Annotated in this window: 13 protein-coding genes, 2 tRNA genes and 4 rRNA genes; 14 read left to right on the plus strand and 5 right to left on the minus strand. The window is 38.3% G+C overall.

Annotated features, from left to right (window positions below):
* Positions 1-31 precede the first annotated feature (31 nt).
* Positions 32-577 (minus strand): gamma carbonic anhydrase family protein, encoded by a 546-nt coding sequence (locus AC0L5Q_RS13670; protein WP_473609619.1) that lies wholly within the window; start codon positions 575-577, stop codon positions 32-34.
* A 751-nt stretch (positions 578-1328) separates the two neighbouring features.
* Between AC0L5Q_RS13670 and AC0L5Q_RS13675 the strand changes: the two genes are divergently transcribed.
* From AC0L5Q_RS13675 to AC0L5Q_RS13700, 6 genes are all read left to right on the plus strand, one after another.
* Positions 1329-2871 (plus strand): 16S ribosomal RNA (locus AC0L5Q_RS13675).
* A gap of 151 nt (positions 2872-3022) precedes the next feature.
* Positions 3023-3098 (plus strand) — tRNA-Ala (locus tag AC0L5Q_RS13680).
* 463 nt (positions 3099-3561) lie between these two features.
* Positions 3562-6452, plus strand: a 23S ribosomal RNA gene (locus AC0L5Q_RS13685).
* A 141-nt stretch (positions 6453-6593) separates the two neighbouring features.
* Positions 6594-6708 (plus strand): 5S ribosomal RNA (gene rrf, locus AC0L5Q_RS13690).
* 91 nt (positions 6709-6799) lie between these two features.
* Positions 6800-6914, plus strand: a 5S ribosomal RNA gene (gene rrf, locus AC0L5Q_RS13695).
* Together the 16S, 23S and 5S rRNA genes with 2 tRNA genes alongside form the textbook arrangement of a ribosomal RNA operon.
* A gap of 32 nt (positions 6915-6946) precedes the next feature.
* Positions 6947-7031 (plus strand) — tRNA-Tyr (locus AC0L5Q_RS13700).
* 233 nt (positions 7032-7264) lie between these two features.
* On the opposite strand, the gene AC0L5Q_RS13705 is transcribed toward AC0L5Q_RS13700, so the two are convergent.
* Positions 7265-8899, minus strand: a complete 1635-nt coding sequence (locus AC0L5Q_RS13705) for a response regulator (RefSeq protein WP_473609623.1) — start codon at positions 8897-8899, stop codon at positions 7265-7267.
* Between the two features lie 209 nt (positions 8900-9108).
* Between AC0L5Q_RS13705 and AC0L5Q_RS13710 the strand changes: the two genes are divergently transcribed.
* Positions 9109-10473 carry a DEAD/DEAH box helicase gene (locus AC0L5Q_RS13710; RefSeq protein ID WP_473609626.1) on the plus strand — a complete coding sequence of 455 codons (1365 nt, stop codon included), beginning with the start codon at positions 9109-9111 and terminating at the stop codon, positions 10471-10473.
* A gap of 5 nt (positions 10474-10478) precedes the next feature.
* On the opposite strand, the gene AC0L5Q_RS13715 is transcribed toward AC0L5Q_RS13710, so the two are convergent.
* Positions 10479-10928 carry a YaiI/YqxD family protein gene (locus AC0L5Q_RS13715; protein WP_473609629.1) on the minus strand — a complete coding sequence of 150 codons (450 nt, stop codon included), beginning with the start codon at positions 10926-10928 and terminating at the stop codon, positions 10479-10481.
* 209 nt (positions 10929-11137) lie between these two features.
* Here AC0L5Q_RS13715 and AC0L5Q_RS13720 point away from each other — a divergent pair, with 209 nt between their 5' ends.
* From AC0L5Q_RS13720 to AC0L5Q_RS13730, 3 genes are all read left to right on the plus strand, one after another.
* Positions 11138-11614 carry an acyl-CoA thioesterase gene (locus AC0L5Q_RS13720; protein WP_473609633.1) on the plus strand — a complete coding sequence of 159 codons (477 nt, stop codon included), beginning with the start codon at positions 11138-11140 and terminating at the stop codon, positions 11612-11614.
* 20 nt (positions 11615-11634) lie between these two features.
* Positions 11635-12003, plus strand: coding sequence for a DUF2750 domain-containing protein (locus AC0L5Q_RS13725; RefSeq protein WP_473609637.1), 369 nt, complete (start codon positions 11635-11637; stop codon positions 12001-12003).
* 112 nt (positions 12004-12115) lie between these two features.
* The gene (locus AC0L5Q_RS13730) at positions 12116-12586 is read left to right on the plus strand and encodes a c-type cytochrome (protein ID WP_473609640.1); all 471 of its coding nucleotides are present in this window, start codon (positions 12116-12118) and stop codon (positions 12584-12586) included.
* Positions 12587-12679: 93 nt separating this feature from the next.
* Here the strand turns inward: AC0L5Q_RS13730 and AC0L5Q_RS13735 are convergent, their stop codons facing one another.
* The gene (locus tag AC0L5Q_RS13735; protein ID WP_473609643.1) at positions 12680-13369 is read right to left on the minus strand and encodes a cytochrome b/b6 domain-containing protein; all 690 of its coding nucleotides are present in this window, start codon (positions 13367-13369) and stop codon (positions 12680-12682) included.
* Between the two features lie 157 nt (positions 13370-13526).
* Here AC0L5Q_RS13735 and AC0L5Q_RS13740 point away from each other — a divergent pair, with 157 nt between their 5' ends.
* Positions 13527-14756, plus strand: coding sequence for a DEAD/DEAH box helicase (locus AC0L5Q_RS13740; RefSeq protein WP_473609647.1), 1230 nt, complete (start codon positions 13527-13529; stop codon positions 14754-14756).
* A gap of 223 nt (positions 14757-14979) precedes the next feature.
* On the opposite strand, the gene AC0L5Q_RS13745 is transcribed toward AC0L5Q_RS13740, so the two are convergent.
* Positions 14980-18432, minus strand: a complete 3453-nt coding sequence (locus AC0L5Q_RS13745; RefSeq protein WP_473609651.1) for a LamG-like jellyroll fold domain-containing protein — start codon at positions 18430-18432, stop codon at positions 14980-14982.
* A 489-nt stretch (positions 18433-18921) separates the two neighbouring features.
* On the opposite strand from AC0L5Q_RS13745, the gene AC0L5Q_RS13750 reads away from it, so the two are divergent.
* The 3 genes from AC0L5Q_RS13750 to AC0L5Q_RS13760 all read left to right on the plus strand — a co-directional run bounded on the left by AC0L5Q_RS13750 (position 18922) and on the right by AC0L5Q_RS13760 (position 26460).
* Positions 18922-22638 (plus strand): TonB-dependent receptor domain-containing protein, encoded by a 3717-nt coding sequence (locus AC0L5Q_RS13750; protein ID WP_473609655.1) that lies wholly within the window; start codon positions 18922-18924, stop codon positions 22636-22638.
* 68 nt (positions 22639-22706) lie between these two features.
* The gene (locus AC0L5Q_RS13755; RefSeq protein ID WP_473609658.1) at positions 22707-24791 is read left to right on the plus strand and encodes an Ig-like domain-containing protein; all 2085 of its coding nucleotides are present in this window, start codon (positions 22707-22709) and stop codon (positions 24789-24791) included.
* A 118-nt stretch (positions 24792-24909) separates the two neighbouring features.
* Positions 24910-26460 (plus strand): tryptophan halogenase family protein, encoded by a 1551-nt coding sequence (locus AC0L5Q_RS13760; protein WP_473609662.1) that lies wholly within the window; start codon positions 24910-24912, stop codon positions 26458-26460.
* Positions 26461-26466 lie beyond the last annotated feature (6 nt).

The raw sequence follows: 26466 nt of genomic DNA on the forward strand, positions 1-26466 counted from the left end.
TGTACAAAAAATAGCGAATTACTTTCTATTTCTATGCTTCTTCATCTAAGTATTCATTTTTAAAGCCAACATAGTTATCAGCTGATTTTTTAAGGAACTGAAATTCAGCATCAGTTAACTTTCGTGCTTGTTTCATTGGATTACCAACATATAAATAACCACTCTTTAATATTTTGTTTGGAGGTACTAAAGTTCCAGCACCTATAAAAACATCATCTTCAATTATTACACCGTCCATAATTATTGCACCCATACCAACCAATATACGATTGCCTACCGTACAGCCATGCAACATGCATTTATGGCCAATAGTAACGTCTTCACCAATAATTAAAGGGTAGCCATCCGGATTACTTTTATTTTTATGAGTTACATGTAATACAGAACCATCTTGTACGTTTGATCTATTACCAATAGAAATAGAATTTACATCACCTCTTATAGCCACTAATGGCCAAATACTCACATCATCACCAATTGATATATCACCTATAAGAACAGCGGAAGTATCAATATAAGTGTTTTTACCAAAAGTAGGAGAGATGTTTTTAAAGGATCTAATGTTAATCGTGTTCATATTAAGTCGATTTTCCAATTTTAATTTTGTTTATTTTAACAAAGAACCATAAAAATAACGTAAAAAGCAAAAATAAGAAAACAGTTAACGTATATCAAGTCATGTATACCACTGACAAATAGCTCTTTAAATACACTAAATGTTGGTAAATAACACAATAAAACCAACGTCTGTGTGAAAATCCAGCAAACGGAAAGTTTTTTCAAAATAAGTGTTGACGTCACCTCAAAAATCTCTAAAATGCGCTCCACTTCTTCAGGGAAACCCAGAGAAGGTAAGTATAGGAAATACTGAGTTCACTGAATAAGGACAGCGAAGTGGACGTTTTGATAGGTTTAGTTAGGCTTAATTGCGAATTAAACGAAAGATAACTTTTAAAATCTTTTAAAAAGAATTTCAAAAAGTTGTTGACATCAAAACTGAGACGCGTAGAATGCGCATCTCGCTTCAGGCAAGGCCTGCAGCACAAGAGCTTAACGAATGCGATTAACCTCTTGCTTCTTTTATAAAAAGAAGTCTTTCTTTAAAAATTAGTTATCATGCAATTTGTGTGAACACTCACATTAAGATTGATTTTACATAGTCGGTTTTATTACTTAGGTAATAAGAAAGACGTAAAACAGCTTATGTTGATGTCACACAAAAAAGTATAATTTGATTTATCAAATTGTACGTTTTATGTAGTTACTGACTTCGGTTGGTAACACGACAGAATTCATTGAGCAGCATCGCAAGATGCACAAACGATTTATAATTGAAGAGTTTGATCATGGCTCAGATTGAACGCTGGCGGCAGGCTTAACACATGCAAGTCGAGCGGAAACGAGAATAGCTTGCTATTCGGCGTCGAGCGGCGGACGGGTGAGTAATGCTTGGGAATATGCCTAATGGTGGGGGACAACAGTTGGAAACGACTGCTAATACCGCATAATGTCTACGGACCAAAGGAGGGGATTCTTCGGAACCTTTCGCCATTTGATTAGCCCAAGTGAGATTAGCTAGTTGGTAAGGTAAAGGCTTACCAAGGCGACGATCTCTAGCTGGTTTGAGAGGATGATCAGCCACACTGGGACTGAGACACGGCCCAGACTCCTACGGGAGGCAGCAGTGGGGAATATTGCACAATGGGCGAAAGCCTGATGCAGCCATGCCGCGTGTGTGAAGAAGGCCTTCGGGTTGTAAAGCACTTTCAGCGAGGAGGAAAGGGTGTAGACTAATACTCTGCATCTGTGACGTTACTCGCAGAAGAAGCACCGGCTAACTTCGTGCCAGCAGCCGCGGTAATACGAGGGGTGCAAGCGTTAATCGGAATTACTGGGCGTAAAGCGTGCGTAGGTGGTTTGTTAAGCAAGATGTGAAAGCCCCGGGCTCAACCTGGGAACTGCATTTTGAACTGGCAAGCTAGAGTATTGTAGAGGGTAGTGGAATTTCCAGTGTAGCGGTGAAATGCGTAGAGATTGGAAGGAACATCAGTGGCGAAGGCGGCTACCTGGACAAATACTGACACTGAGGCACGAAAGCGTGGGGAGCAAACAGGATTAGATACCCTGGTAGTCCACGCCGTAAACGATGTCAACTAGCCGTCTGTAGACTTGATCTGTGGGTGGCGTAGCTAACGCGCTAAGTTGACCGCCTGGGGAGTACGGCCGCAAGGTTAAAACTCAAATGAATTGACGGGGGCCCGCACAAGCGGTGGAGCATGTGGTTTAATTCGATGCAACGCGAAGAACCTTACCATCCCTTGACATCCTACTAAGTTACCAGAGATGGTTTCGTGCCTTCGGGAAAGTAGTGACAGGTGCTGCATGGCTGTCGTCAGCTCGTGTTGTGAAATGTTGGGTTAAGTCCCGCAACGAGCGCAACCCCTATCCTTATTTGCTAGCGCGTAATGGCGAGAACTCTAAGGAGACTGCCGGTGATAAACCGGAGGAAGGTGGGGACGACGTCAAGTCATCATGGCCCTTACGGGATGGGCTACACACGTGCTACAATGGCAAGTACAGAGGGCAGCAATACCGCGAGGTGGAGCGAATCCCACAAAGCTTGTCGTAGTCCGGATTGGAGTCTGCAACTCGACTCCATGAAGTCGGAATCGCTAGTAATCGTAGATCAGAATGCTACGGTGAATACGTTCCCGGGCCTTGTACACACCGCCCGTCACACCATGGGAGTGGGTTGCAAAAGAAGTGGCTAGTTTAACCTTCGGGAGGACGGTCACCACTTTGTGATTCATGACTGGGGTGAAGTCGTAACAAGGTAACCCTAGGGGAACCTGGGGTTGGATCACCTCCTTATCTTGAAGTAAAACGTTTTAATGGGTATAAGATTTATTTAGGTCGATTATTTGCCATCCGTGGCTAATCGACACAGGTACATCCTGTACCAAGAGTGTTCACACAAATTGCCTGATAACGAAATAGAAGAAGTGCACACCTCATAAAATATGGGGCTATAGCTCAGCTGGGAGAGCGCCTGCCTTGCACGCAGGAGGTCAGCAGTTCGATCCTGCTTAGCTCCACCACTTTTTCTTCAAAAGAAAGAGACCAAACTTAACTTGTTCTAAGTGAACACATTAAGTTTGGTTTTTTACCGGAAACGTTCCGTACGTTTCTCGGGTTTTCCTCCATCCGTGGGGGTCAAACCAAAATTTTAGCCGAATGCGTGCTGAGATTAAGTTCTTTAACAATCTGGAAAGCTGATATAAATACCGGTATTTATATAGCACTCAACGGTGTCGCGCTGTTGTTTGTAACGTATAAATACCAAGCTATTGTTACTTCTTTTATCGGGAAGTGATGATGGTGGTCATGTTTCCTCCTCGGAAATGTGATCAACCCGATAACAAGCTTCTTATTTATAAGGAACTGTTATCAACTCTTATTCAAGACACACAATGTGTGCGTGAAAATGTCAGACTTTACAATTACTGTGGTTTAGTCACCACGGTGTACTTAATATTCTTTCGAGACTATTTAGGGTTGTATGGTTAAGTGACTAAGCGTATGTGGTGGATGCCTTGGCAGTTAGAGGCGATGAAGGACGTGTTAATCTGCGAAAAGCTTTGGTGAGGTGATAAAAACCGTTATAGCCAAAGATATCCGAATGGGGAAACCCACCCGTCGTAAGGCGGGTATCGCTACCTGAATACATAGGGTAGCGAGGCGAACCGGGAGAACTGAAACATCTAAGTACCCCGAGGAAAAGAAATCAACCGAGATTTCGTTAGTAGCGGCGAGCGAACGCGAATTAGCCCTTAAGTGGTTTGTAAGTTAGTGGAATCTACTGGAAAGTAGAGCGATACAGGGTGATAGCCCCGTACACGAAAATAAACTTACCATGAAATCGAGTAGGTCGGCACACGTGAAACGTTGACTGAACATGGGGGGACCATCCTCCAAGGCTAAATACTCCTAACTGACCGATAGTGAACCAGTACCGTGAGGGAAAGGCGAAAAGAACCCCTGTGAGGGGAGTGAAATAGAACCTGAAACCGCATACGTACAAGCAGTGGGAGCCCGATTTAGTCGGGTGACTGCGTACCTTTTGTATAATGGGTCAGCGACTTATATTTTGTAGCAAGGTTAACCGAATAGGGGAGCCGTAGCGAAAGCGAGTGTTAACTGCGCGTTTAGTTGCAAGGTATAGACCCGAAACCCGGCGATCTACCCATGGGCAGGTTGAAGGTTGAGTAACATCAACTGGAGGACCGAACACACGTATGTTGAAAAATGCGGTGATGACTTGTGGGTCGGAGTGAAAGGCTAATCAAGCCGGGAGATAGCTGGTTCTCCCCGAAATCTATTTAGGTAGAGCCTCGCACGAACACCATTGGGGGTAGAGCACTGTTAAGGCTAGGGGGTCATCCCGACTTACCAACCCTTTGCAAACTCCGAATACCAATGAGTGATATGCGGGAGACACACTACGGGTGCTAACGTCCGTTGTGAAGAGGGAAACAACCCAGACCGCCAGCTAAGGTCCCAAAGTACTAGTTAAGTGGGAAACGATGTGGAAAGGCATAGACAGCTAGGAGGTTGGCTTAGAAGCAGCCATCCTTTAAAGAAAGCGTAATAGCTCACTAGTCGAGTCGGTCTGCGCGGAAGATGTAACGGGGCTAAACTAGTCACCGAAGCTGCGGATTTGAACTTAGGTTCAAGTGGTAGGGGAGCGTTCTGTAAGCCGTTGAAGGTGTGTTGTAAAGCATGCTGGAGGTATCAGAAGTGCGAATGCTGACATGAGTAACGATAAGGGGAGTGAAAAACTCCCCCGCCGAAAGACCAAGGTTTCCTGTCCCATGTTAATCAGGGCAGGGTAAGTCGGCCCCTAAGGCGAGGCGGAAACGCGTAGTCGATGGGAAACAGATTAATATTTCTGTACTTCTATATATTGCGAAGGAGGGACGGAGTAGGCTAGGTGAGCACGGCGTTGGTAGTCCGTGTGAAAGATTGTAGGTGGGTGACTTAGGTAAATCCGGGTTGCTGTTAACACTGAGAGTCGAGACGAGTCTCTACGGAGATGAAGTCATTGATGCCATGCTTCCAGGAAAAGCTTCTAAGCTTCAGATATATAGGAACCGTACCCCAAACCGACACAGGTGGTTAGGTAGAGAATACTAAGGCGCTTGAGAGAACTCGGGTGAAGGAACTAGGCAAAATAGTACCGTAACTTCGGGAGAAGGTACGCTCTCTGGTGTGAATCCCTTGCGGAGTAAGCACAGGAGAGTCGAAGTAACCAGGTGGCTGGAACTGTTTATTAAAAACACAGCACTGTGCAAAATCGAAAGATGACGTATACGGTGTGACGCCTGCCCGGTGCCGGAAGGTTAATTGATTGGGTTAGCTCTGCGAAGCTCATGATCGAAGCCCCGGTAAACGGCGGCCGTAACTATAACGGTCCTAAGGTAGCGAAATTCCTTGTCGGGTAAGTTCCGACCTGCACGAATGGCGTAATCATGGCCACACTGTCTCCACCCGAGACTCAGTGAAATTGAAATTGCGGTTAAGATGCCGTATACCCGCGGCTAGACGGAAAGACCCCGTGAACCTTTACTATAGCTTGACAGTGAACATTGCTCCTACATGTGTAGGATAGGTGGGAGGCTTTGAAGATGCGTCGCCAGATGTGTTGGAGCCAACCTTGAAATACCACCCTTGTATGCGTGATGTTCTAACCTAGGGCCCTCATCGGGCTTGGGGACACTGTCTGGTGGGTAGTTTGACTGGGGCGGTCTCCTCCCAAAGAGTAACGGAGGAGCACGAAGGTTGGCTAAGTACGGTCGGACATCGTACGGTTAGTGCAATGGCATAAGCCAGCTTAACTGCGAGACAGACACGTCGAGCAGGTACGAAAGTAGGTCATAGTGATCCGGTGGTTCTGTATGGAAGGGCCATCGCTCAACGGATAAAAGGTACTCCGGGGATAACAGGCTGATACCGCCCAAGAGTTCATATCGACGGCGGTGTTTGGCACCTCGATGTCGGCTCATCACATCCTGGGGCTGAAGTCGGTCCCAAGGGTATGGCTGTTCGCCATTTAAAGTGGTACGCGAGCTGGGTTTAGAACGTCGTGAGACAGTTCGGTCCCTATCTGCCGTGGGCGTTTGAGAATTGAAGAGGGCTGCTCCTAGTACGAGAGGACCGGAGTGGACGAACCGCTGGTGTTCGGGTTGTTATGCCAATAGCATTGCCCGGTAGCTACGTTCGGAACTGATAACCGCTGAAAGCATCTAAGCGGGAAACAGGCTTTGAGATGAGTTCTCACTGGAGCTTTAAGCTCCCTAAAGGGTCGTTGGAGACTACAACGTTGATAGGTCAGGTGTGTAAGGGTTGTGAGGCCTTGAGCTAACTGATACTAATTGCCCGTGAGGCTTAACCATACAACACCTAAATAGTTTTGTATGAAGTTTGACACACTCTATGAGTGACACGTACACATGTGCGAATAAGAGATTAAAACGTATTTATAGTTCAATGAAAATAATTTTTTGTTGAAAGGCTTTCAAGATTGACCTTTTTTGTCTAGCGACAATAGCGATGTAGACCCACCTGATCCCATTCCGAACTCAGAAGTGAAATGCATTAGCGCCGATGGTAGTGTGGGAGTTCCCATGTGAGAGTAGGACATTGCTAGGCTTCTAATACTAAAAGCCCGTTACTGATGTGACGGGCTTTTAAACTCTAGAATTTAGTAAATTTCTTAAGTTTGTTAAATTCTAAAGTTTTGTTTAGCGACAATAGCGATGTAGACCCACCTGATCCCATTCCGAACTCAGAAGTGAAATGCATTAGCGCCGATGGTAGTGTGGGAGTTCCCATGTGAGAGTAGGACATTGCTAAACGCCTATTTCAACCTAGTAATAGGTTACCCCGTGGAGGGGTTCCCGAGTGGCCAAAGGGATCAGACTGTAAATCTGACGGCTCAGCCTTCGGTGGTTCGAATCCACCTCCCTCCACCATTTTTTCTTAGCCATATTATACCAATCGCAATAACCCATTCATTATTTATACTTGCCTTAATGGCCAATTACATTGTTATTTAATAATTAGAACACTTCTTATTAAAATAAATGCCTCACCTATATGACGTAGATGCTTAGGTTCGGTCTGAAACGGTGAACTTGTGTATTTGACAATTTATTCTTCGTATAAAATAGGTCAATTCATTAATGCGTTTGGTATTAATTGTTGTTTAAGCTTCTTTTTCTATTGCTTCATCATATTTCTTTTTTAATTTCTGATATCTAAAGTACGATTCTGAATTGACTGATAATTGATTAAACTCTCTTGTTAGGAGTTTCGCTTTGATTATGTCTTTATCTCTAGCTGTTAAGTGTTCAATTGAAACAATAATGGCTTGGTAAAGATTTAATTTTATTCCTATATGATAAGGGAATAGTGTTAATGCTTGAGTTAATTTATCAATAGCTAATTTGTAATGGCCTGTTCGGTAAAGATTAGTACCAATTTCTAATGCAATCTGTGCTTCTGCTTTATTTTTGTCACTGATGGGTTGCTCAATAATTTTTGATATCTCTAGCATTAATTCAGTATCGTCAGGGTTTGATTCAGCTAGCGCGTTAATTAGGTTTTTGCCCATTTCTTTTTTATTAAGTGATATTAAGTATTTGGCTATTGATAACGTACCTTTTGCTGAATAATTATCGCTTTCTTTTTTGAGTAATCTTTCTGCTTCGGTTAATGCTGTTAAGGATAATGAAAAATCTTTAACTTTATCATGCAAACGAGAGGTTAATAACAATGAGATTACTTTAAGTTCTGGTTGTTTAAAGTCTCGTGTCATTTTTTTTAATGCATTAAACACCTTGGTGTTGAGTTGCTTAATTTGATAAGTCGAGAGTTGATCGGCATATTCTAAAAGTGCTTCTGCAAAATTAATTGTATTTTCTGGTTTCCGATGAATAGAGTGATAGGCTAAATCATGTGTGTTTTTATAAGCATTAGTTGCTTTTTCGAAGTTTTGATTAGCTAAGCACTGTTCAGCGTATTTTTTCAGACGAGGAACTGATCTAGGCGAAATGCCAATGGCTTTTTCTAGTATACGTTCAGCCTCTATAGGTTCCTCTAGTAATTGATAAGTTTTTGCTAGCCAGTCGTAAGAAGAAAGATAATGGGGATAGCTTTCAATTAATTTATTTAAATAGTTTTTTGCTGTTAAATAGTCTTTATTGATTATGGCGATTTTGCTTAAACCTATAACAGCCCATTGGCAGTTTTCTTCATTTTCGTAAGATAAATAAATTTCTTTTGCAAGATCATATTGTTCAAGTTCGTAGTATTGGCGTGAAATAATACCTAAACATTCATTTTTATATAGATTATTTTTTTCTGCCATTGCATTAGCTAGGGTAATAACATCATTATAATTGTTGTTATCCATAGCCGTATAAATTGGAGCCATTGCTTTCTTTTTTCGTAGGCATTTCTCTAAACGCGTTGATATTTCACCTAAAGTATAGGGTTTTGTAAGGTAATCATCAGGTTTGTGTTCTAAAGCAGCTAATACCATAGATTGTGATATTTCTGCTGTTATCATAATAATTGTACAATGACGTGATATTAAATTTTTAACCCGTAACTCTTCTAATATTTGTTGACCATTCTTACGGTCTTCACCTAAATCGTAACCGAGTAAAATTACATCGTAGCCAATGTTTTCGCATTTAGAAATAATATCTGGGGCGTGCTGACTTGTATCAATACGGAGTGCATTAATACTTTGAGCAAATTGCTTTAATATTTCTCGGGATTGGCGAATGCCATCTATAATTAAAATATTTTTTTCATAACATACAGCATCAAGCATGAAATACCTTTTATATCATTAAGATAATGACGTGTAACAAAATCCATTAGCGTAACTTTACCAGTTATTTACTCGTAATATAAGTAACAGATTTGCCTATATAACGATAAAGAATTAAAACCTGATCGTTGTAAGTAAATTGCCTTAACTACTACTATAATGTAAGCTTCAGCGCCGCGATTGGCGGTATATAGTGAATTGAGTATATTATGAGTTTTACATCTTTAGGCCTTTCGACAGAAATTCTTACCGCTTTATCTGAAAAAGGTTATGAAAACCCTTCCCCTATTCAAGAACAAGCTATTCCTGCCGTATTGTCTAGAAAAGACGTTATGGCTGCTGCTCAAACGGGTACAGGTAAAACTGCAGGTTTTACTTTACCTATATTAGAAATTCTATCTAAAGGTAATAAAGCAAAACCTAACCAAGCGCGTAGTTTAATTTTAACGCCTACACGTGAGTTAGCCGCTCAAATTGCTGTCAATGTAGATACTTATAGTAAGTATTTATCACTAAGTTCTACAGTAGTATTCGGTGGTGTTAAAATTAATCCTCAAATGATGAGATTACGTCAAGGTGCGGATATAGTTATTGCCACGCCTGGTAGGTTGTTAGATTTATTTAATCAAAAAGCCATCCGATTTGATCAGCTTGAAGTATTGGTATTAGATGAAGCTGACAGAATGCTTGATATGGGGTTTCTTAGAGATATAAAGAAAATATTGTCATTTTTACCTAAACAGCGACAAAACTTACTTTTCTCAGCAACATTTTCTGACGATATTCGTGATCTTGCTCGTGGTTTAGTTAATAATCCTGTTGAAATCTCTGTCACACCTAAAAATTCAGCGGCTGAATCAGTTTCACAATTGGTTTATCCGGTAGATAAAAAGAAAAAGCCAGAGCTATTAACGCAGCTAATAAAAGATAATGATTGGCAACAAGTGCTGGTATTTATGAAAACCAAACATGGTGCTAATAAGTTAACTAAAGTTTTAGAAGGTGCTGGGATAAAAGCAGCGGCAATTCATGGCAATAAAAGCCAAGGAGCACGTACAAAAGCTTTAGCTAACTTCAAAGAAGGTACTATTAGTGTGTTAGTTGCAACAGATATAGCAGCGCGCGGAATTGATATTGACCAACTACCACAAGTGGTTAATTTTGAATTACCTAATGTACCCGAAGATTATGTTCATCGTATAGGTAGAACAGGTCGAGCAGGTGCTAGTGGTCATGCTGTTTCATTGGTATGTGCAGATGAAATAGACTTACTCAACGACATACAACACGTTATGCAGAAATTTATTCCCCGTGAAATATACGAAGGCTTTGCACCGTTTAACGAATTACCAGAATCAAGAACACTAAGACCATTAAAACAACAACGATCTAAAAAACCTAAAGCGAGCTTTGAACATAAAGATGGTCAAAGATCCGCAGATAATGCGCGCGGGCATAAGCCTAAAAGTAAAAACCAAAATCATAAAGTAGGGAGTAACCCACAAAGCCGTTCGGCTCGTAAACCTAATGCACAAAAGAGTGCTTCAAAAGATCCCTATTCAGCATCAAGGTAAATCTATTATTTGTGATTTGTAGCAAGCCATTTGTCTAAGTTGTTGGCAAAGGCTTGTCTATCATTTTGACTAATTGGTGGTACGCCACCTGTTTGAATTCCGCTAGATCTTAATGTATCCATAAAATCCCTCATATTAAGCTTTTGTTTAATATTGTGTGTTGTATACAGTTCGCCTCTAGGATTTAAAGCAATACAACCTTTTTCAACGACTTCAGCCGCAAGTGGAATATCAGCCGTAATAACTAAGTCTTTTACCTCGGCTCTTTTCACTATTTCGTCATCGGCTACATCAAACCCTGAATTGACTTGAACAAAGTTAATAAACTTAGAAGGTGGTGTTTTCAAGAAGTGATTAGCAACAAGTGTAACTTCAATTTTTGCTCGTTCAGCGGCTCTAAAAAGAATGTCTTTTATTACGATAGGACATGCATCAGCATCTACCCAAATTTTCATTTATTATTCCTGTTATTATCATGCGATGCATCTTTATGGTGCAATAGAAACACATTGATTTTTAATTGTTCAATTTTGTCTGTTTTAAGGCCATTATTAAAGCATTAAATAGGATAATCGCTATTTTGAGGTTATATTAAAGTGGAACGAAAACTGCTTAGTTAAAACATATACTATTTATTAGCTATTCATTACAAAGAGAAATAAAGATGAACAAACCACAAAGAGATATCACCTTAAGATTTTTAGCTGAGCCACAAGATGTAAATTTTGGTGGTAAAGTTCATGGTGGCGCCGTAATGAAATGGATCGATTTAGCCGCTTACGCATGTGCAGCAGGTTGGAGTGGTCGTTACTGTGTTACTGCATATGCGGGTGGTATTAAGTTTGTTGCACCTATTCATGTTGGTAGTTTGGTTGAAGTATCAGCTAAAGTTATTTATACGGGAACGTCATCAATGCACATAGCGTTAGAAGTAAATGCATGTGATCCGAAGTCTCTTATTCGTCGTAAAACCACCCACTGTATTGTTATTATGGTTGCGGTTGATGAAACAGGTCAAAAAATTCAAATTCCAGAATACATTCCTGAAACTGAAGAAGATATTTCTCAGCATAATGCAGCGATAAAATTGATGGAAATGAGAAAGAAAATAGGCGATGAAATGGAAATTTTTGCCATTTAAACTTTTAAAAGGTTAGGAATATGGCTAACGAAAACAATTTACATAAAATACTAAACCTTAATGATGAGAGTAGAGTAACCTATTTTTTAAAAGAGGTGCGTGAGCATCAAACTATTTGGATACTAACCGATGAGCATGGTTGTGTCATGTTAAATACGGAAGATGAAGATTGCGTGCCGGTTTGGCCTTCAAAAGAAACAGCTGAACTATGGATTAATGAGGAATGGAATACATGTAAAGCGGAAGCTATAAGCCTAAATAAATGGTATAGCCGCTGGACACAAGGTTTGTTAGATGATGAACTCGCCATCGTTGTATTTCCTAACACTAACGAGCAAGGTGTTGTGTTATACCCTGATGAGTTAGAAGATGAATTAAGAAAAAAATAATGAAACCAAATGTTACTTTTTAATGTGTAGTAATATAATAAATAAGTTTACTCTTAAGTGAGTATTCATTTAAGCTACGAGTAAAGTTAGTTTAATGAGGGATTTAATCAATATGAAAAAAATATTAACAAGTATAGTCGTTGCATCTTCATTTGTTGTTGCTGCATCAGCAATGGCAGATACCGCCAAGTCGTTAAAGCAAGCTGAAAAAACTGCTCATACACGTCAAGCCGTATTTGGTTTGCTAGGTAGCAATATGGGCCCGTTAGGCGCTATGGCAAAAGGTAAAATGCCATTTGATGCTAAAGCGGTAGAAAAACATGCTTTACGCATTAATCAATTATCATTAATGATTGCCGATTATATGAGTACCAATACATCAGGTTTTAAAGTTAAAACAGAAGCTTCAAATGATGTTTGGACCAAACCTGAATTATTTGAAAAGCGTACAGAAGCATTAGTATCAGCTTCAGCCGACTTATTAAAAGTTGCAAAGTTAGGTAATGAATCTGCTACTAAAAAAGCTATCGGTGAAGTAGGAAAATCTTGTGGCGGCTGTCATGATGATTTTAAAGTCGACTAAATAGTTTTTAAAAATGATAAAAAAGCGCTGCTATTAGAAATAATAGCAGCGCTTTTTAGTATCTAAGTTTAAGTTGTCTATTTAATCAGTGAGTTAATAATATTCTTCTATTACGGGAGCATTTATAATAACTAACCAATATACAAAAGCCGCAACAGCTATAGCTGTTATAATCGCAATAATAATTTTTGAATGCTTTATTGCATCTTTTTCAGATACTTCTTCAGAGCTTTTCTTTCCTGTGATCATTGAAGCAACTAATGCTTTCTTTTTAACAACCTTATAAAAAATAATGGCAAGTATATGTAAGGCTATTGCCGCTAAAATCACATTAAAACTATTACGATGGAAAAAGGTAATAACTTTTTCAAGACTGCCAGTAACTTCTCCGTAATAAGGGCCTGATGTAAATATATCGTCATTCATAAATAAGCCACTTATCGCTTGTAGTAAAATTATTACTAACATAAATACAACCATTAAACTACCTAATGGATTATGTCCTGGATAAGCCGCTGATTGTTGATCGTTTTTATTTTTTATATAGTTTATTAGTTTGTTTGGTGTAGGAATAAAATGTTTAAATTTAGCATGAGTCGTACCTATAAATCCCCATAATATTCTAAACAGCATCAATCCCAGTGCGACATAACCAAAAATAAGATGATAATCGATTAAATCGTTGTCTTGATCGGAGGTATACCAAGCACCTAATATTGTTAGCACTAATACCCAATGAAAAAGCCTAAGAGGTAAATCCCAAATTAAATATTTTTTTGCCATAATCATTCAACCTTTTTGCAGAGGTGAACATTATAAGAGGTTCGTTAGAAATGGCTATTTTATCAAGAACATTAATTGTAAAAATTAGCTACATTACTCAATGTTGAAACTTCTCTGATACAATAGCGACATTAAAAATTTATTGTTGTGAAATTGTATGAGCTTTACCTCTTTAGCGTTAAATCCTGCTTTATTAAAAGCAATTGAAGAGTCTGGTTATGAAAAGCCTACTCCTATTCAACTTGCCACTATTCCTGTTATTTTAAAACATAAAGATGTTATGGCTGGAGCACAAACAGGTACAGGTAAAACCGCGGCTTTTACGCTCCCTATTTTGCATCATTTATTATCTCAAAAAACAACGCGTACTGTTAAAGCTCTTGTTTTAACACCTACGCGTGAGTTAGCTCAGCAAGTATTTAAAAATATAGAGACCTACGCTAAATATACCGATATTAAATCAGTGCTTGTTTATGGTGGTGTAAGTATTAAACCACAAACTGAAGCTATAAATGCGGGTGCCGACATTATTGTTGCTACACCAGGTCGATTATTAGACCACTTAATTAATGGTTCGCTGACTTTGGCTGATTTACAGTACTTAGTGTTTGATGAAGCCGATAGAATGCTAGATATGGGCTTTAAAGATGAGATTACTAATATTTTAAAAAGAGTGCCTGCTGAGCGTCAAACCTTACTGTTTTCAGCAACTTTTGACGACAGTATTTTTAAGCTAAGTAAAACCTTATTAAATGATCCTCAATTAATCGAAGTGGGTGAACGTAATACAGCAGCAAAAGATGTTGAGCAAATTGTATATACCGTAGATGCGGACAGAAAACGCGAGTTAACTTCTTTTTTAATTGGCTCTAAAAACTGGCGACAAGTCCTGATTTTTACACGTACTAAACAAGGCGCTGATGAGCTTGCAAAAGAAATGTGTAAAGATGGGATTAAAACACAATCTATTCATGGCGATAAATCGCAGGGCGCACGAGATAAAGCCCTTGCTGAATTTAAAGAAGGCAAAACAAGAGCTCTTGTTGCGACAGATGTTGCTGCGCGCGGTATTGATATTATCGATTTACAATACGTTATTAATTACGAATTACCCTATGTAGCTGAAGATTATATTCATCGTATTGGAAGAACGGGTAGAGCAGGTAAAGCCGGTTTAGCCTTATCACTCATGAGTCCGGATGAAGAGTGGCTGTTAAAGGCGGTTGAAGATGTTCTTGATACACAATTGTTACCACAGTGGTTGCCTGGCTATGAACCTGACCTGACTAAGCCACCTAAAAGTGGAAGAAAAAAACAAAGTCCTCCGTCTAAAAAAAATGCTAGAAAGAAAGCGCTAGGCGCTCAGTCAAATCGTAGAAAACGATAATTTATATGATGTTATTGGCTAGTTTTTAGTATTCTTGATATATACCCGTTATCAATCAAGAGGCGTATTTCAGAGCACTTGAGCGATATCAATTCAAGATACAGATTTCAGTTGGGCCAAAAAATTAGGCACAAATTACGTGGAACGTGAAATCTGTGCCTATAAATTTTTTAATTATCTTTAAGTCGTCAATCAATTAACTTGGTATTAGTTTAGTGATTTGCTACTGAACCATTTCAACAATACCTATATCAGCGTATTGTCCCCCAATAGTTTGATGAGTATGAACAGAAATAACATTATTTCCACCTAAGTTCAGTGCGGCTTTTGCTGCCGCAGTCATCTTAATATGAGAATAGCCACTGGTATATCCGTTAAACTCTCCTGCTAATATCCCGTTTATATAAACAAGCGCTTCATCATCATGGTGGATTTCAAAATATAGATTATCTAATTGTTGAGAGTTTAAATTATCTAATATAAACGTTTGACGCATCCATAAATCAGCTGTATTCCAAACTGTTCTTACAACTGTACCTGGTGTTTCTACAGTACCAAAACCTGCGTCGCCTGTTTTCCAAGACGAATCATTAAATTCAACTGCTTGCCAACCTGCACTAGGAGCAGTGGTGGTATATTGCCAACTGATCGCTTGATTTTTAGCGCTTGGAACAATGTCATTGAAGGTTAAAGGTATTCCTTGATTCAACTTTTTGAGGCGAGCCAGATCATTCCCTTTTATCCGTTTTCGATCGTAGGTTAGAAGACCATTTTCCTCTCCTTCTACATCGGTGAGTTGTGTATAAACATAGGCGCTCAATCCTTGTGTATCTTTCCACTCGTAAAGTGTTTTAACTTTACTACCATAAGACTCGAAGAAGTTTAGATCGTCGAACACCTGTCCAGCATAAGTATGCCCACCACCTATTTGCCATAAATGATTTGGAATTTCGTAAGTGATCCCTCCATATTCACCGTTAACTTTAACACGTCCTGCTGTTTCAGCATCTGTTGGAACGCATGGGCCCGGATAGCAATGACTATCTTTGACGTGTCCTCCATTATAATCTTCCCAGCCACTTGTTTGGCTTACTACTCGGCTTGGGTCAAAGGAAATAGCCCAATCAGTAACGCGATTAGAACCTTCCTCAAGAAACTGCCCCCATTGCTCGTTAAAAATTACCCACATAATAATAGAGGGGTGGTTATGAAGTTTTTCCATCATGATCTGCAGCTCTTGTTCCCACATAACATCTTCATTACCTCGCAGATCTAGATTTCTACTTGGCATATCTTGCCACACTAATAGTCCTAGCTTATCTGCCCAATAGTACCAACGGTCAGGCTCTACTTTTATGTGCTTGCGAGTCATATTGAAGCCTAACTTTTTGGTTATTTCTAAATCATACTTTAGTGCTGCATCATTTGGTGCCGTCATGATACCGTCAGGCCAGTATCCTTGATCTAATGGGCCTCTTTGGAATAAAAATTGATTATTGAGGTACATTTTCTGGTAACCTCCATCAGCCACTATAGAAATTTTTCTCATTCCAAAATAACTACCTACGGAGTCAATGATCGAGTTTCCATTTTTCAAGTCAATTTTCAGATCGTAGAGAAAGGGATTATCGGGAGACCATAGAGTGGGATTTGGAATAGTTATAGTAAATTCAGAACCTACATTTTGCGCTATTGCTGAAGCTACCGACATACCTTCCGATGTTATCGATGCATCGACTAGAAGATCGTTCGTATCACCCTTGACATTAATGATTAGACTTACAGTATTGTTGTCAATATTAGGAGTCAGTTTAATACTATCTATATGACTTGCTGGCACAGGCTCCATCCATACTGTTTGCCAAATTCCTGTTGTTGCAGTATAAAAAATATCGTGAGGGGTTTCTGCTTGTTTTCCTATAGCTTGACTGCTTGCTCCTGTATCATCAAAAACACGAACTATAATTTCTTGATTGCCCGTTGAATTCAATGAATCCGTAATATCATAAGAAAATGAATCATAACCTCCTTTATGGATACCTTGACTTTGACCATTGACAAATACCTCGGATTCAAAATCAACCGCTCCAAAATGTAATAGGATTCGTTGATCATGCCAATTGGTGGGGATGTTGATTACTTTGCGATACCAAAGGTGATCCCAGCCTTGCATTACACCGGATAAGGCAGATTCAATCGCAAAAGGTACAAGCACAGCTTGAGGAAAGTTTTGATTGCTGGGGAGGATCTCTCCAGCAATTCCTTCTTTCACTTGCCAGATTCCATTTAAATTGTCCCATTCTGTGCGAGTCATTTGCATTCTAGGGTAGTCTTGATGGACATTGTCAGGAGACAGGTTATTAGAAAAGTCTGTCATCAAAGCAGCCGTTCCTTTAGTCCACACTGGTTCAATCCAGACAGAGTTCCCGTCGCTAGCTGCTTTTACAATAAGGTTGTCAAATGATGAGTTGGCCATAAATGATCTCACCCCTATACTGCCAGATGTGTAGCTAGTGTCGTTGATATTTATTTGGGGAATACCATCGAGATAAACCTGCAAATTGGAGCCAATAGCGATAACCTTTAATCGATAGGTTACACCTGTTTTAATTCCCGCAGCTACAGACTGTAATAAAGTCCAATTATTATCCATTTTGCCAAGCGTGATATTTCCATTGTCTTCAATTCCTGCATAGTAGCCGCTGAATGAGTCAGCACCAATGCTAGGATTGATGATGCGAAATATAACTCCTGCATTACCTGAGGAATTTAAAGTGATGTCTGCTTCGTATTCAAAATCAGTAACATTAACGTTATCTGCTACCGACTTATAACCTGGGCCACTATTAACGTGATATTGATTGTCATTTATTTGCCAAACTCCATCATATATTGTCCAATCGTTGTCGTTTCCGTCATTAAAATCATCACTGAAAAGCGCACCTTGAATATTACCTGTTGAAAATAAGTTTTTTGCTTCTGTTCCTGATAGCGCATCATTATAAACTTTCACTTCATCGATCGCGCCAGAAAAGTAATCAACATTTTCGCCTAGCCATTGTCCTCTTCCTATAGCTGTATCGCCTGAAGCACTCCAAGGCGTTGTAAATGATTGGTTTGACGCCAAGAGACCATTAACATACAGTCTTATTTCCTGAGCAGTTGCATCATACATTCCAATTAAGTGATACCAAGTATTAGGTAGAGGATTAAAACTGGCTTCAGCTCGAATTACATTAGCAGTAACTGAATCACTATCAAGCATCGAAAATGCAAACTTGTCAAACTGGGTTTTCTGTAAAAAGAAACCACTGAGGTTTACCCCATCTTGGGAGACTGCGGTTTGCCAACCTGAGGTTGAGTCTAACTTAACCCAAGCGGCAACAGAGAATGAAGACATAGTATTAATAGCGGAGCCTGATATTTCAACAGAATCACTTACTCCATTGAACTGTAAGGCGTTTTCTAGATAGCCCGTTGTTATCCACGTTGCACCTTGTACAGAACCATCGTTACTACCAGTTGAATCAGCAACAATACTTCCTGTTCCTTCATCAATAGCCCACGCATGTTCTAAATTGTTAGCCAGAGTTACTTTTGATACCCCAGCTAGAAGCAAACTGATAAATATTAAAAATACTCCATTTATATTACTTTTTACAAACCATGCTTTCATGGTATTTCCTTATAATTGCTTGTTACGTTATGAGTGATATTTTTTGTTTTTACATAGATAAAAAATGTTCAATCTTTGATTGACTGCGTTTTAGATAAGTATAGTGACTAGCATTGTTAATATTATTAATTAATCTAATATTAATGAAGTGAACACTTACGTTGCTTTTTTACTATTAAACCTAAAAAGCAGTTATATCAATTTATTATAAAAAATGTTTATTAATTTGTAATAGATATCAATATAAACAAATAATTTATTTAAAACATATTAACATTATAAAATGTAACAACTTATTTAAAGTTGGCTATAAATTAAACGCAATATAAACAGATCTTTATTGTGTATTGTTAACAAAAAAAGATTGACAAGCATGTTGTCGCGGCACTAGAGTGTCATAAGTGGTTAATTTCATATGTTGGGTATGGAATTGCTGTTCATTTGCTAGAATTAAATAATTATAAATAGAATGTTTATGGGAGATACAAAGTGAACGCAAGTAAAAAGTTTAAATTTAATGCTGTTTGCTTAGCTGTTTTTTCAGTTTTGAGTGCTAGTGCTAACGCACAGGATGCACTAGAAGATGAGAAAAAAATAGCTAAGGCTAAGGCAGAGCAAGAACAAGAGCAAATTGAAGTCATTGAAGTTACGGGCTTACGTGGTAGTTTAATAAAGTCCCTCAATGATAAACGATTTTCTAAAAACGTAGTTGATACAATTAACGCTGAAGATGTTGGTAAAAATACAGACCAAAATATAGCTGATGCTTTAGGTCGTATTACAGGTGTATCGATTGTTCAAAATCAAGGTGAAGGTTCTCAAATAACAATTCGTGGGGCTACTTCTAACCAAAATAATATTAGTCTTAATGGACAACAATTAACATCAACAGATTTTAACCAAGCGGTTGATTTAAGCTCTTATTCGGCAGACGCACTTTCAAGATTAGAAGTTGTTAAAACTCCTAGTGCTGATCATGATGAAGGCTCTTTAGGTGGTAGCGTTAACTTAGTTACTATTAAACCATTAGACCGTGTGGACAAAGATCCTATTCGTACCTTAGAAGTACAAGGAAGATATAATGAATTTGCTGATGAAACAGACAGTAAAATTCAGTTCACATTAACAGAAACTTTTCTTGATGACACTTTAGGTTTAGCACTTAGCGCATATCAAGACTCTAATAGTACACGTCGCGATCAATATCGAGTGGGTGACTTTATTGAGTCTAGCACACTTAGAACAGCATCTGACCTGAATGGTAATGTAATCAGTGACGTTATTGCAATTGAGCATCAAAGTACTGAATATTCACTTCATCAAGATACTTCTGATCGTCAAGGCTTGACGCTAGGTCTTCAATGGATCCCAACTGACCAGACTGAAATTTCATACGACCTAACATATAGTAAACAAGATCGTCGCAGAACAAATGACACTATCAAAAGTCGTTCTACTGCAAGTAGTCCAGGCTTATTTGAGGGAGAAAATAACCTCAACAATAATAATGATGCTCAATATATTTCAACATTTACAGACCCGTTTGCTGATTGGTTGGTTGTAGATACAGACACTAATACATTAGTTAAGAATACTACTCGTTTTGCAGCTGGTGACGTTAGTCGTACGAATAATGCGACAGAAGAAACTAACTTAAGTACAACCTTAAAAATAGATCAATACATTACTGACGATTTAAAAATGTCAGTTGCATTAGGCCATTCTAAAAGTAAAAGCGAGAGTGATCCTTACAATGCTTTTAGTAACCTGCAAAACTTTGGGCAAGCTCCAGCTCAACTATTAGTTGATGCAGGGAGAGATGCACAACCAGTTGGTTATGATTGTACTACCGGAGAATGTAGAATAGTGGCAGGTACAGCCATTATGGATCTTGGTACTGAAATTTTTGATCGTTATACAGATGAAGAAGGTATTAGTCGAGCTGCATGGTACGATAACACTAATGTATTAACAGGGTTTAACCCTTCTGATTTAGATGTTTTTAACTTAAGCAGTATTTCTCAAAGAGATGTGACAGTTGAAGATACACTAAATAATGCTCAAATAGATTTTGATTGGGATGTTGAGCTAGGTCCTATCACTCAATTTGAATTCGGTGCGAAAATTAGCCAACGTAAAAAAGATGTTGATAATCAAAACTACCGATTCACTTCAACGTCTGCAACCGAAGTATTAGAAGATCCTATTACTGGTCAACCTATTGTTATTAATAATGGTGATATTCGAAGCATTAGAGCAAGCTTGATCGCTAGAGAAGGTGGCAGCGGTGTTGATGACTTTATGGAAAGTTTAGGTTATGAAAGCGACAATGTAACTCAAGGCTTATCTCCTATTAATATTAGAAGTGCTCTTGATCTTCTTTTTGATAATGAAGATGTAATAAGAACACCAAACAATACAGAAACAAGAAATACAGAACTTGATACTAAATCAGTTTACTTTAAAGCTAACTTCGAGTTTTTAGATGGCGATTTAACCGGTGATATTGGTGTTCGTTATGTAGAAACAGAAGTTGAGGCTGAAGGTTATGCTGGTGCACAATGGTGGAGTTTTGGTGGTGATAGTCTTGCCCGTGAATTTGACTTTACTAAATTAAAAGAATTACGTGACACAAGCCTACCAGCATGTCCTGAGTATGATACTAGCGATACAGGTTATGCACACAAATATAACAGAGTAGATGGTTTAGGTTGGGATACCTCTTCAGGTCCAGATCCATCAGGTTGGACACGTATACCTGATGCTGGACCATGTCATGACCCATTTTATGCTGATTGGTTTTCTCTAGTTTCAGCTGACCCTACTATTAAAACGTATCCTGAAGGACATGCTAATGCAGGTGAGGATATTGTTAATGCTACTTGGATAAATATGTGGCGTTATACAGATGCTAGTGGTAGTCATCAAAATGAATTCGGTGATCCTAGTTTAACTACAGCTCCATTCACATGGGATGGAAGTGTTGCTGGCGCTTTAGATACTACAGGTTATACATCTACAGCCTTAACAGATAATCAGGTAATGTCTTTACCTACAAATGATTCATATAAATATACAAATGTATTACCGAGTTTGAATCTTAATTATGTTATTTCTGAAGAACTAGTAGCCCGTTTTGCCATATCTAAAACAATGACAAGACCTAAAATAGATTCATTAAGACCTGGTTTTTCTTTAACTCAAAACTCTTACTGGAGTGGTGAAACTTCTAATATAAACAGTCGATTAACTCAGTTTAATACAAGATTAGATCCATTAGAGTCAAAAAATATAGACGTATCGTTGGAATGGTATTTTAATCCTTCATCTATGTTGAGTGTTGCGATTTTTAATAAGGATATGTCTAACTTCGAAACGACAGAAACCTTCCAAGCTTATCTTGACGACTTTAGACCAGCAGTAACAGCTGGTGAAGCAGTTAACCCTAATGAATTATATTTATTTGAAGGTGACGATCTTAATAACTGTATCGGATTAACAGCAACGGCTGGTTCACCATTCGATAAAAGTTTACCTATTCCTCTTTCAGATGATTTAGGTTTGTTATGTGATGAATATAATATTAATAAACGTATTAATGGTGACGGTGCTGAAATTACGGGTGTAGAGCTTGGTTACTCTCAAACGTATGACTTTTTACCAGGGGTTTTCAGTGGTCTAGGTGTATCAGCTAACTATACATATCAAGACAGTAGTTATGATGCTCAGATCGGCTCAAATGGCGAACCTTTACCTGAGTACCCAGTTGCAGATACACCTAAGCATTCTTATAACTTAACTACATTCTGGGAGAAGAATGGTCATCAAGTTAGGTTAAGTTATCGTGGTACTTCTGATTCATTGGTAGGAACTGATTTTAACACTGGTCAAAGTGGTAGAACTTGGAACAGAGGTAGCCTTTGGAATGAAGGGCGTAATTCACTAGATTTATCAGCGTCTTATAAAGTTAATGACGCAGTAACAATTAGTTTTCAAGCAGTTAATTTAACTGATGCCGAGTTTAGAACTTACTTTACAAGTAGAACGTTAAACGTGGAACGCGTTGCAGCTGATAATCTAGAGGGCTTCGAATATGTTGAATATAACGAAGGTAACCCATTAGAAGGTGATGCAACTAAATCGCGTACTTATACTCGATTTAAAACAGGCAGAACGTTCCGTTTAGGTGTACGCGCTAACTTTTAAAATTAATTAAAATAGGTGTGTAGCTCTGTGAAGTTTATACACCTTTTTAAAAAAAATGGTAATTTACTATGAAAATTATAAAAAAATCTTTACTAATTGGTGCTATATCTACAGCACTGTTTGGTTGTGGTGATGAATCCTATAAACCAGACGTAAAAACTTCAAATGTGGCTCCTGTTGTTTCAAGTAACATTCAATTTACCGCTCATGAAACAGATGATGGTGAACGAATTTATTTATTAGGGACTGCATCAGGAAAAGAGGCAAATACTAATAACGGCGCTGCAGGTGTTACTGACGCAGATGGTGACGTGTTATTTGTGACTAATTTTACTGCAGATACAGATGATTTGACTGGCTTTGAATTTTTAGGGAATGCAATATTTGTACGTCCTTCTGCGTTGGCTAGTACATTAGATACTGGTGAAACAAAAACTGTTGTATTTTCGTATGATGTTTCTGATGGAACTGAAACATCAACTCGAACAGCAACACTGTCTGTGACAGGTGAAGATGTCGCACCTATAATTATCGGTGATTTAGTGGGTAATTACACTAAGGATGCAGGTACTGGCACTTTAAACTTATTAATAAATGCTAGTGATGCTGATGGTGAGCCACTAACTGCATCTAACCTTGTCGCAAGTGCAGATAACCGCTTTGTTTTGCCTTCGTCACTCAATGAAAATAATGAGTTGGTGCTAGATATAGCAAGTATTGCTAGCCAAGTCGCAGATGGCGAAAAAGTAACACTTAATTATACATATCAAATTAGCGATCATAATCACGATTTAACTCGAAACTTAATGATTAATATTTTGGGTGTTAAAGATGTTCCTGGTGCACCATTAATTAGTAGTTATTTTTTAAATGATGAGTTAAACGAAACAGACACATCAAAAGTTTATGATCTAGTTGCTGATGTAGTTGACCGTGAAGGTGACGCTATAATAGTTAAAAACGTTAAATTAAATGGTGCTGAAGCTTTGATGTATGGCGCTAAATTAGAGGGTAATAATTTAACCTTTACTCCTAATGCATTTTTAACCGATATTGCAGCAGGCGCTAATATGTCGTTTGAATTTACTTACCAAATTGAAGATGCAAATGGAAACACTTCTGATGGTGAACGTTCATTAGCGATTGTCGTTAATGGTGTAGAGTCTAATATTTTAGTTAATAATGGCGCATCAGTAGATTTTGAAGGTTTACCAGCAGGTAATTTACCAAGCAATATTGGTTGGAGAAAAATCACTTATGATGGAGTGGTAGCAAACCCAGTTGTATCAACTAATTCAGCTCATTCAGGTTCTAATAGTATTTTTCTTGAAAAAGGACTGGGCCTTGAAATAAATTGGCCAGCTACGGCTGACCGTATTTATTACTACGGAGGTTGGACCCAAACAACTGAAGACATCAATGCTAATTTCCTTCATTTTAATGTTTACGGTGGTACTCGAGCATGGTGGCAAGCTGGGGTTAGACAGTGGGTAAATGACTCAACTCAATGGCTTGAAACGACAAAAGTATTCACAACGTTTGATTGGGATTTAGGGACTATTGTGCCGGATGCATTATTTCAATCATTAAATGGGCCAACTTGTTGTTCTGATAGCGATGCTTATGTAGATGATCTACGTATTGTTGATATTACTGATATCGACGGTTATGCCAATAACATGTTAACTATGAACGCCTCTTCATTTGAAGATGGTGTCGTACCTACTAACAATGGTGTTGGTGTTATTGGTGTTACTGATACGGCTACAGAGGTTACTAGTGGTACGTATGCTTTAACTGTTGATACAACGGATAATGCATCTGCCTCTGAAGTTGTGTTACCTGTTCAAGCAGGAGCTGTGAAAGCAGGTGGTCGTTACATGTTGCAATTAGACATACACCCAACTAATGCACCTGTTGATGTAGCTACAGGTTTTGAAGTTAAATTAGAAACAGCATCTGGTGAGGTTTATAACTTTTCTGCAAGTACATGGAGCAACACGGTAAATAGTGCTGTACGTGTAATGCTTAATACAGATAGTGCAACAGGTACACCTGATTGGGAAAACGAAGATGTTTCTGTTCGTTTAAGATTCCAAATAGCTGGTATTGTCTATCATATCGATAACCTAGCATTGTTTGCTATTCCATAATAAATACAATTGCTATTTATATTAAAAAAGACCTATCAATTATGATGGGTCTTTTTATATATAGACTGTATTATTAGTTTTTATCTCTATTTAGTAATGAGTTAAAGGAGTACTAATTATGAGTAACATAGTTAAATCTATCGTTATTGTTGGTGGTGGTACTGCCGGTTGGATAACAGCGAGTATTTTGGCTTCGCGTTTTCAAGCTAGAGTCGCTAATAATGAACTTGAAATTACACTTTGTGAGTCACCAAATATTCCTATTATAGGAGTAGGCGAAGGTACATGGCCTACAATGGCTGCAACATTAAAAAGTATTGGTGTTTCAGAAACTGATTTTTTTAAGGAATGCGAAGCTTCTTTTAAGCAAGGTTCAAAGTTTGTTGGTTGGGATAACGATCAAGGTGAAGGGTTTTACAGCCATCCTTTTGATGATCTAAAGCATTCAGTAGATGGTGTTTTTGCTGAATATTGGCTTGATCAATCTATTGAAGAGCCCTTTTCAAAGCATTTTTCTGTACAGCATGAAATTTTTGAGCAATCTTTAGCACCTAAAAAAATAACAGACCCTGAATATAAATCATCAACTAATTATGGTTACCATTTAAATGCGGGGCTATTCGCTGTTTTTTTACAAAAGCATGGCGTTAAAAATTTAGGTATTAAGCATGTATTAGCTGAAGTAGAGAAAGTGAATCAAGATGACAATGAAAATATCACTTCAGTCACTTTTGATAATGGTAATAGCATTGAAGGCGATCTCTTTATTGATTGCACTGGCTTTAAATCTTTACTATTGGGGCAAACATTAGGGGTTAAGTTTAAGAGTGTTAATGATATTCTTTTTGCTGACACTGCATTAGCTGCTCAAGTTCAATATACTGATGAAAATGCTCCTATCGCTTCTTATACGCAATCTACAGCGCAAGATGCAGGTTGGATATGGGATATAGGGCTACCAAGCCGGCGAGGTGTAGGATACGTATATTCTAGCAAACATGCTTCTAAACAGCAGGCAACAGACGATTTATTATCTTATATAAAATCTACAGGTGGCAATACTGACAACCTGTCTATAAGAGAGATTAATTTTAAATCAGGTTATAGAGAAAAATTTTGGCATAAAAACTGTGTAGCTGTCGGTTTATCTGCGGGTTTTCTTGAACCCTTAGAGGCTTCTGCATTAGTTTTAGTTGAGTTATCAGCTATGTTCATTGCTGAACAATTACCACTCACTACAAGTGTAATGGATATATCAGCCAAACGTTTTAACGATAAGTTTACTTATCGTTGGGGAAGAGCGATTGATTTTCTAAAATTACATTATATTTTAAGTAATCGAACAGCGCCTTTTTGGCAAGATAATAAAGCAGAAGCTTCTATACCTAAACGCTTGCAAGAATTAATGGTTTTATGGAAAAACAAAATACCTAATGGACATGATTTTGAAGCGACAGGAGAGCTTTTTCAAGCGACGAGTTATCAATTTATATTATACGGTAGTAAATTTCGTACTAAAGCATTGTTTGAACTTGAACCTTATATAAAAAATTATGTAAAGCAGCAAGTAATGCTTAATAAAGATAGGGAAAAACAGTTATTATCTACTCTACCTACAAATCGTGACCTACTAAATAAAATTTATAAATATGGTCTTTCAAAAATTTAATTCATT

Source organism: Pseudocolwellia sp. G5-9 (assembly GCF_055808995.1).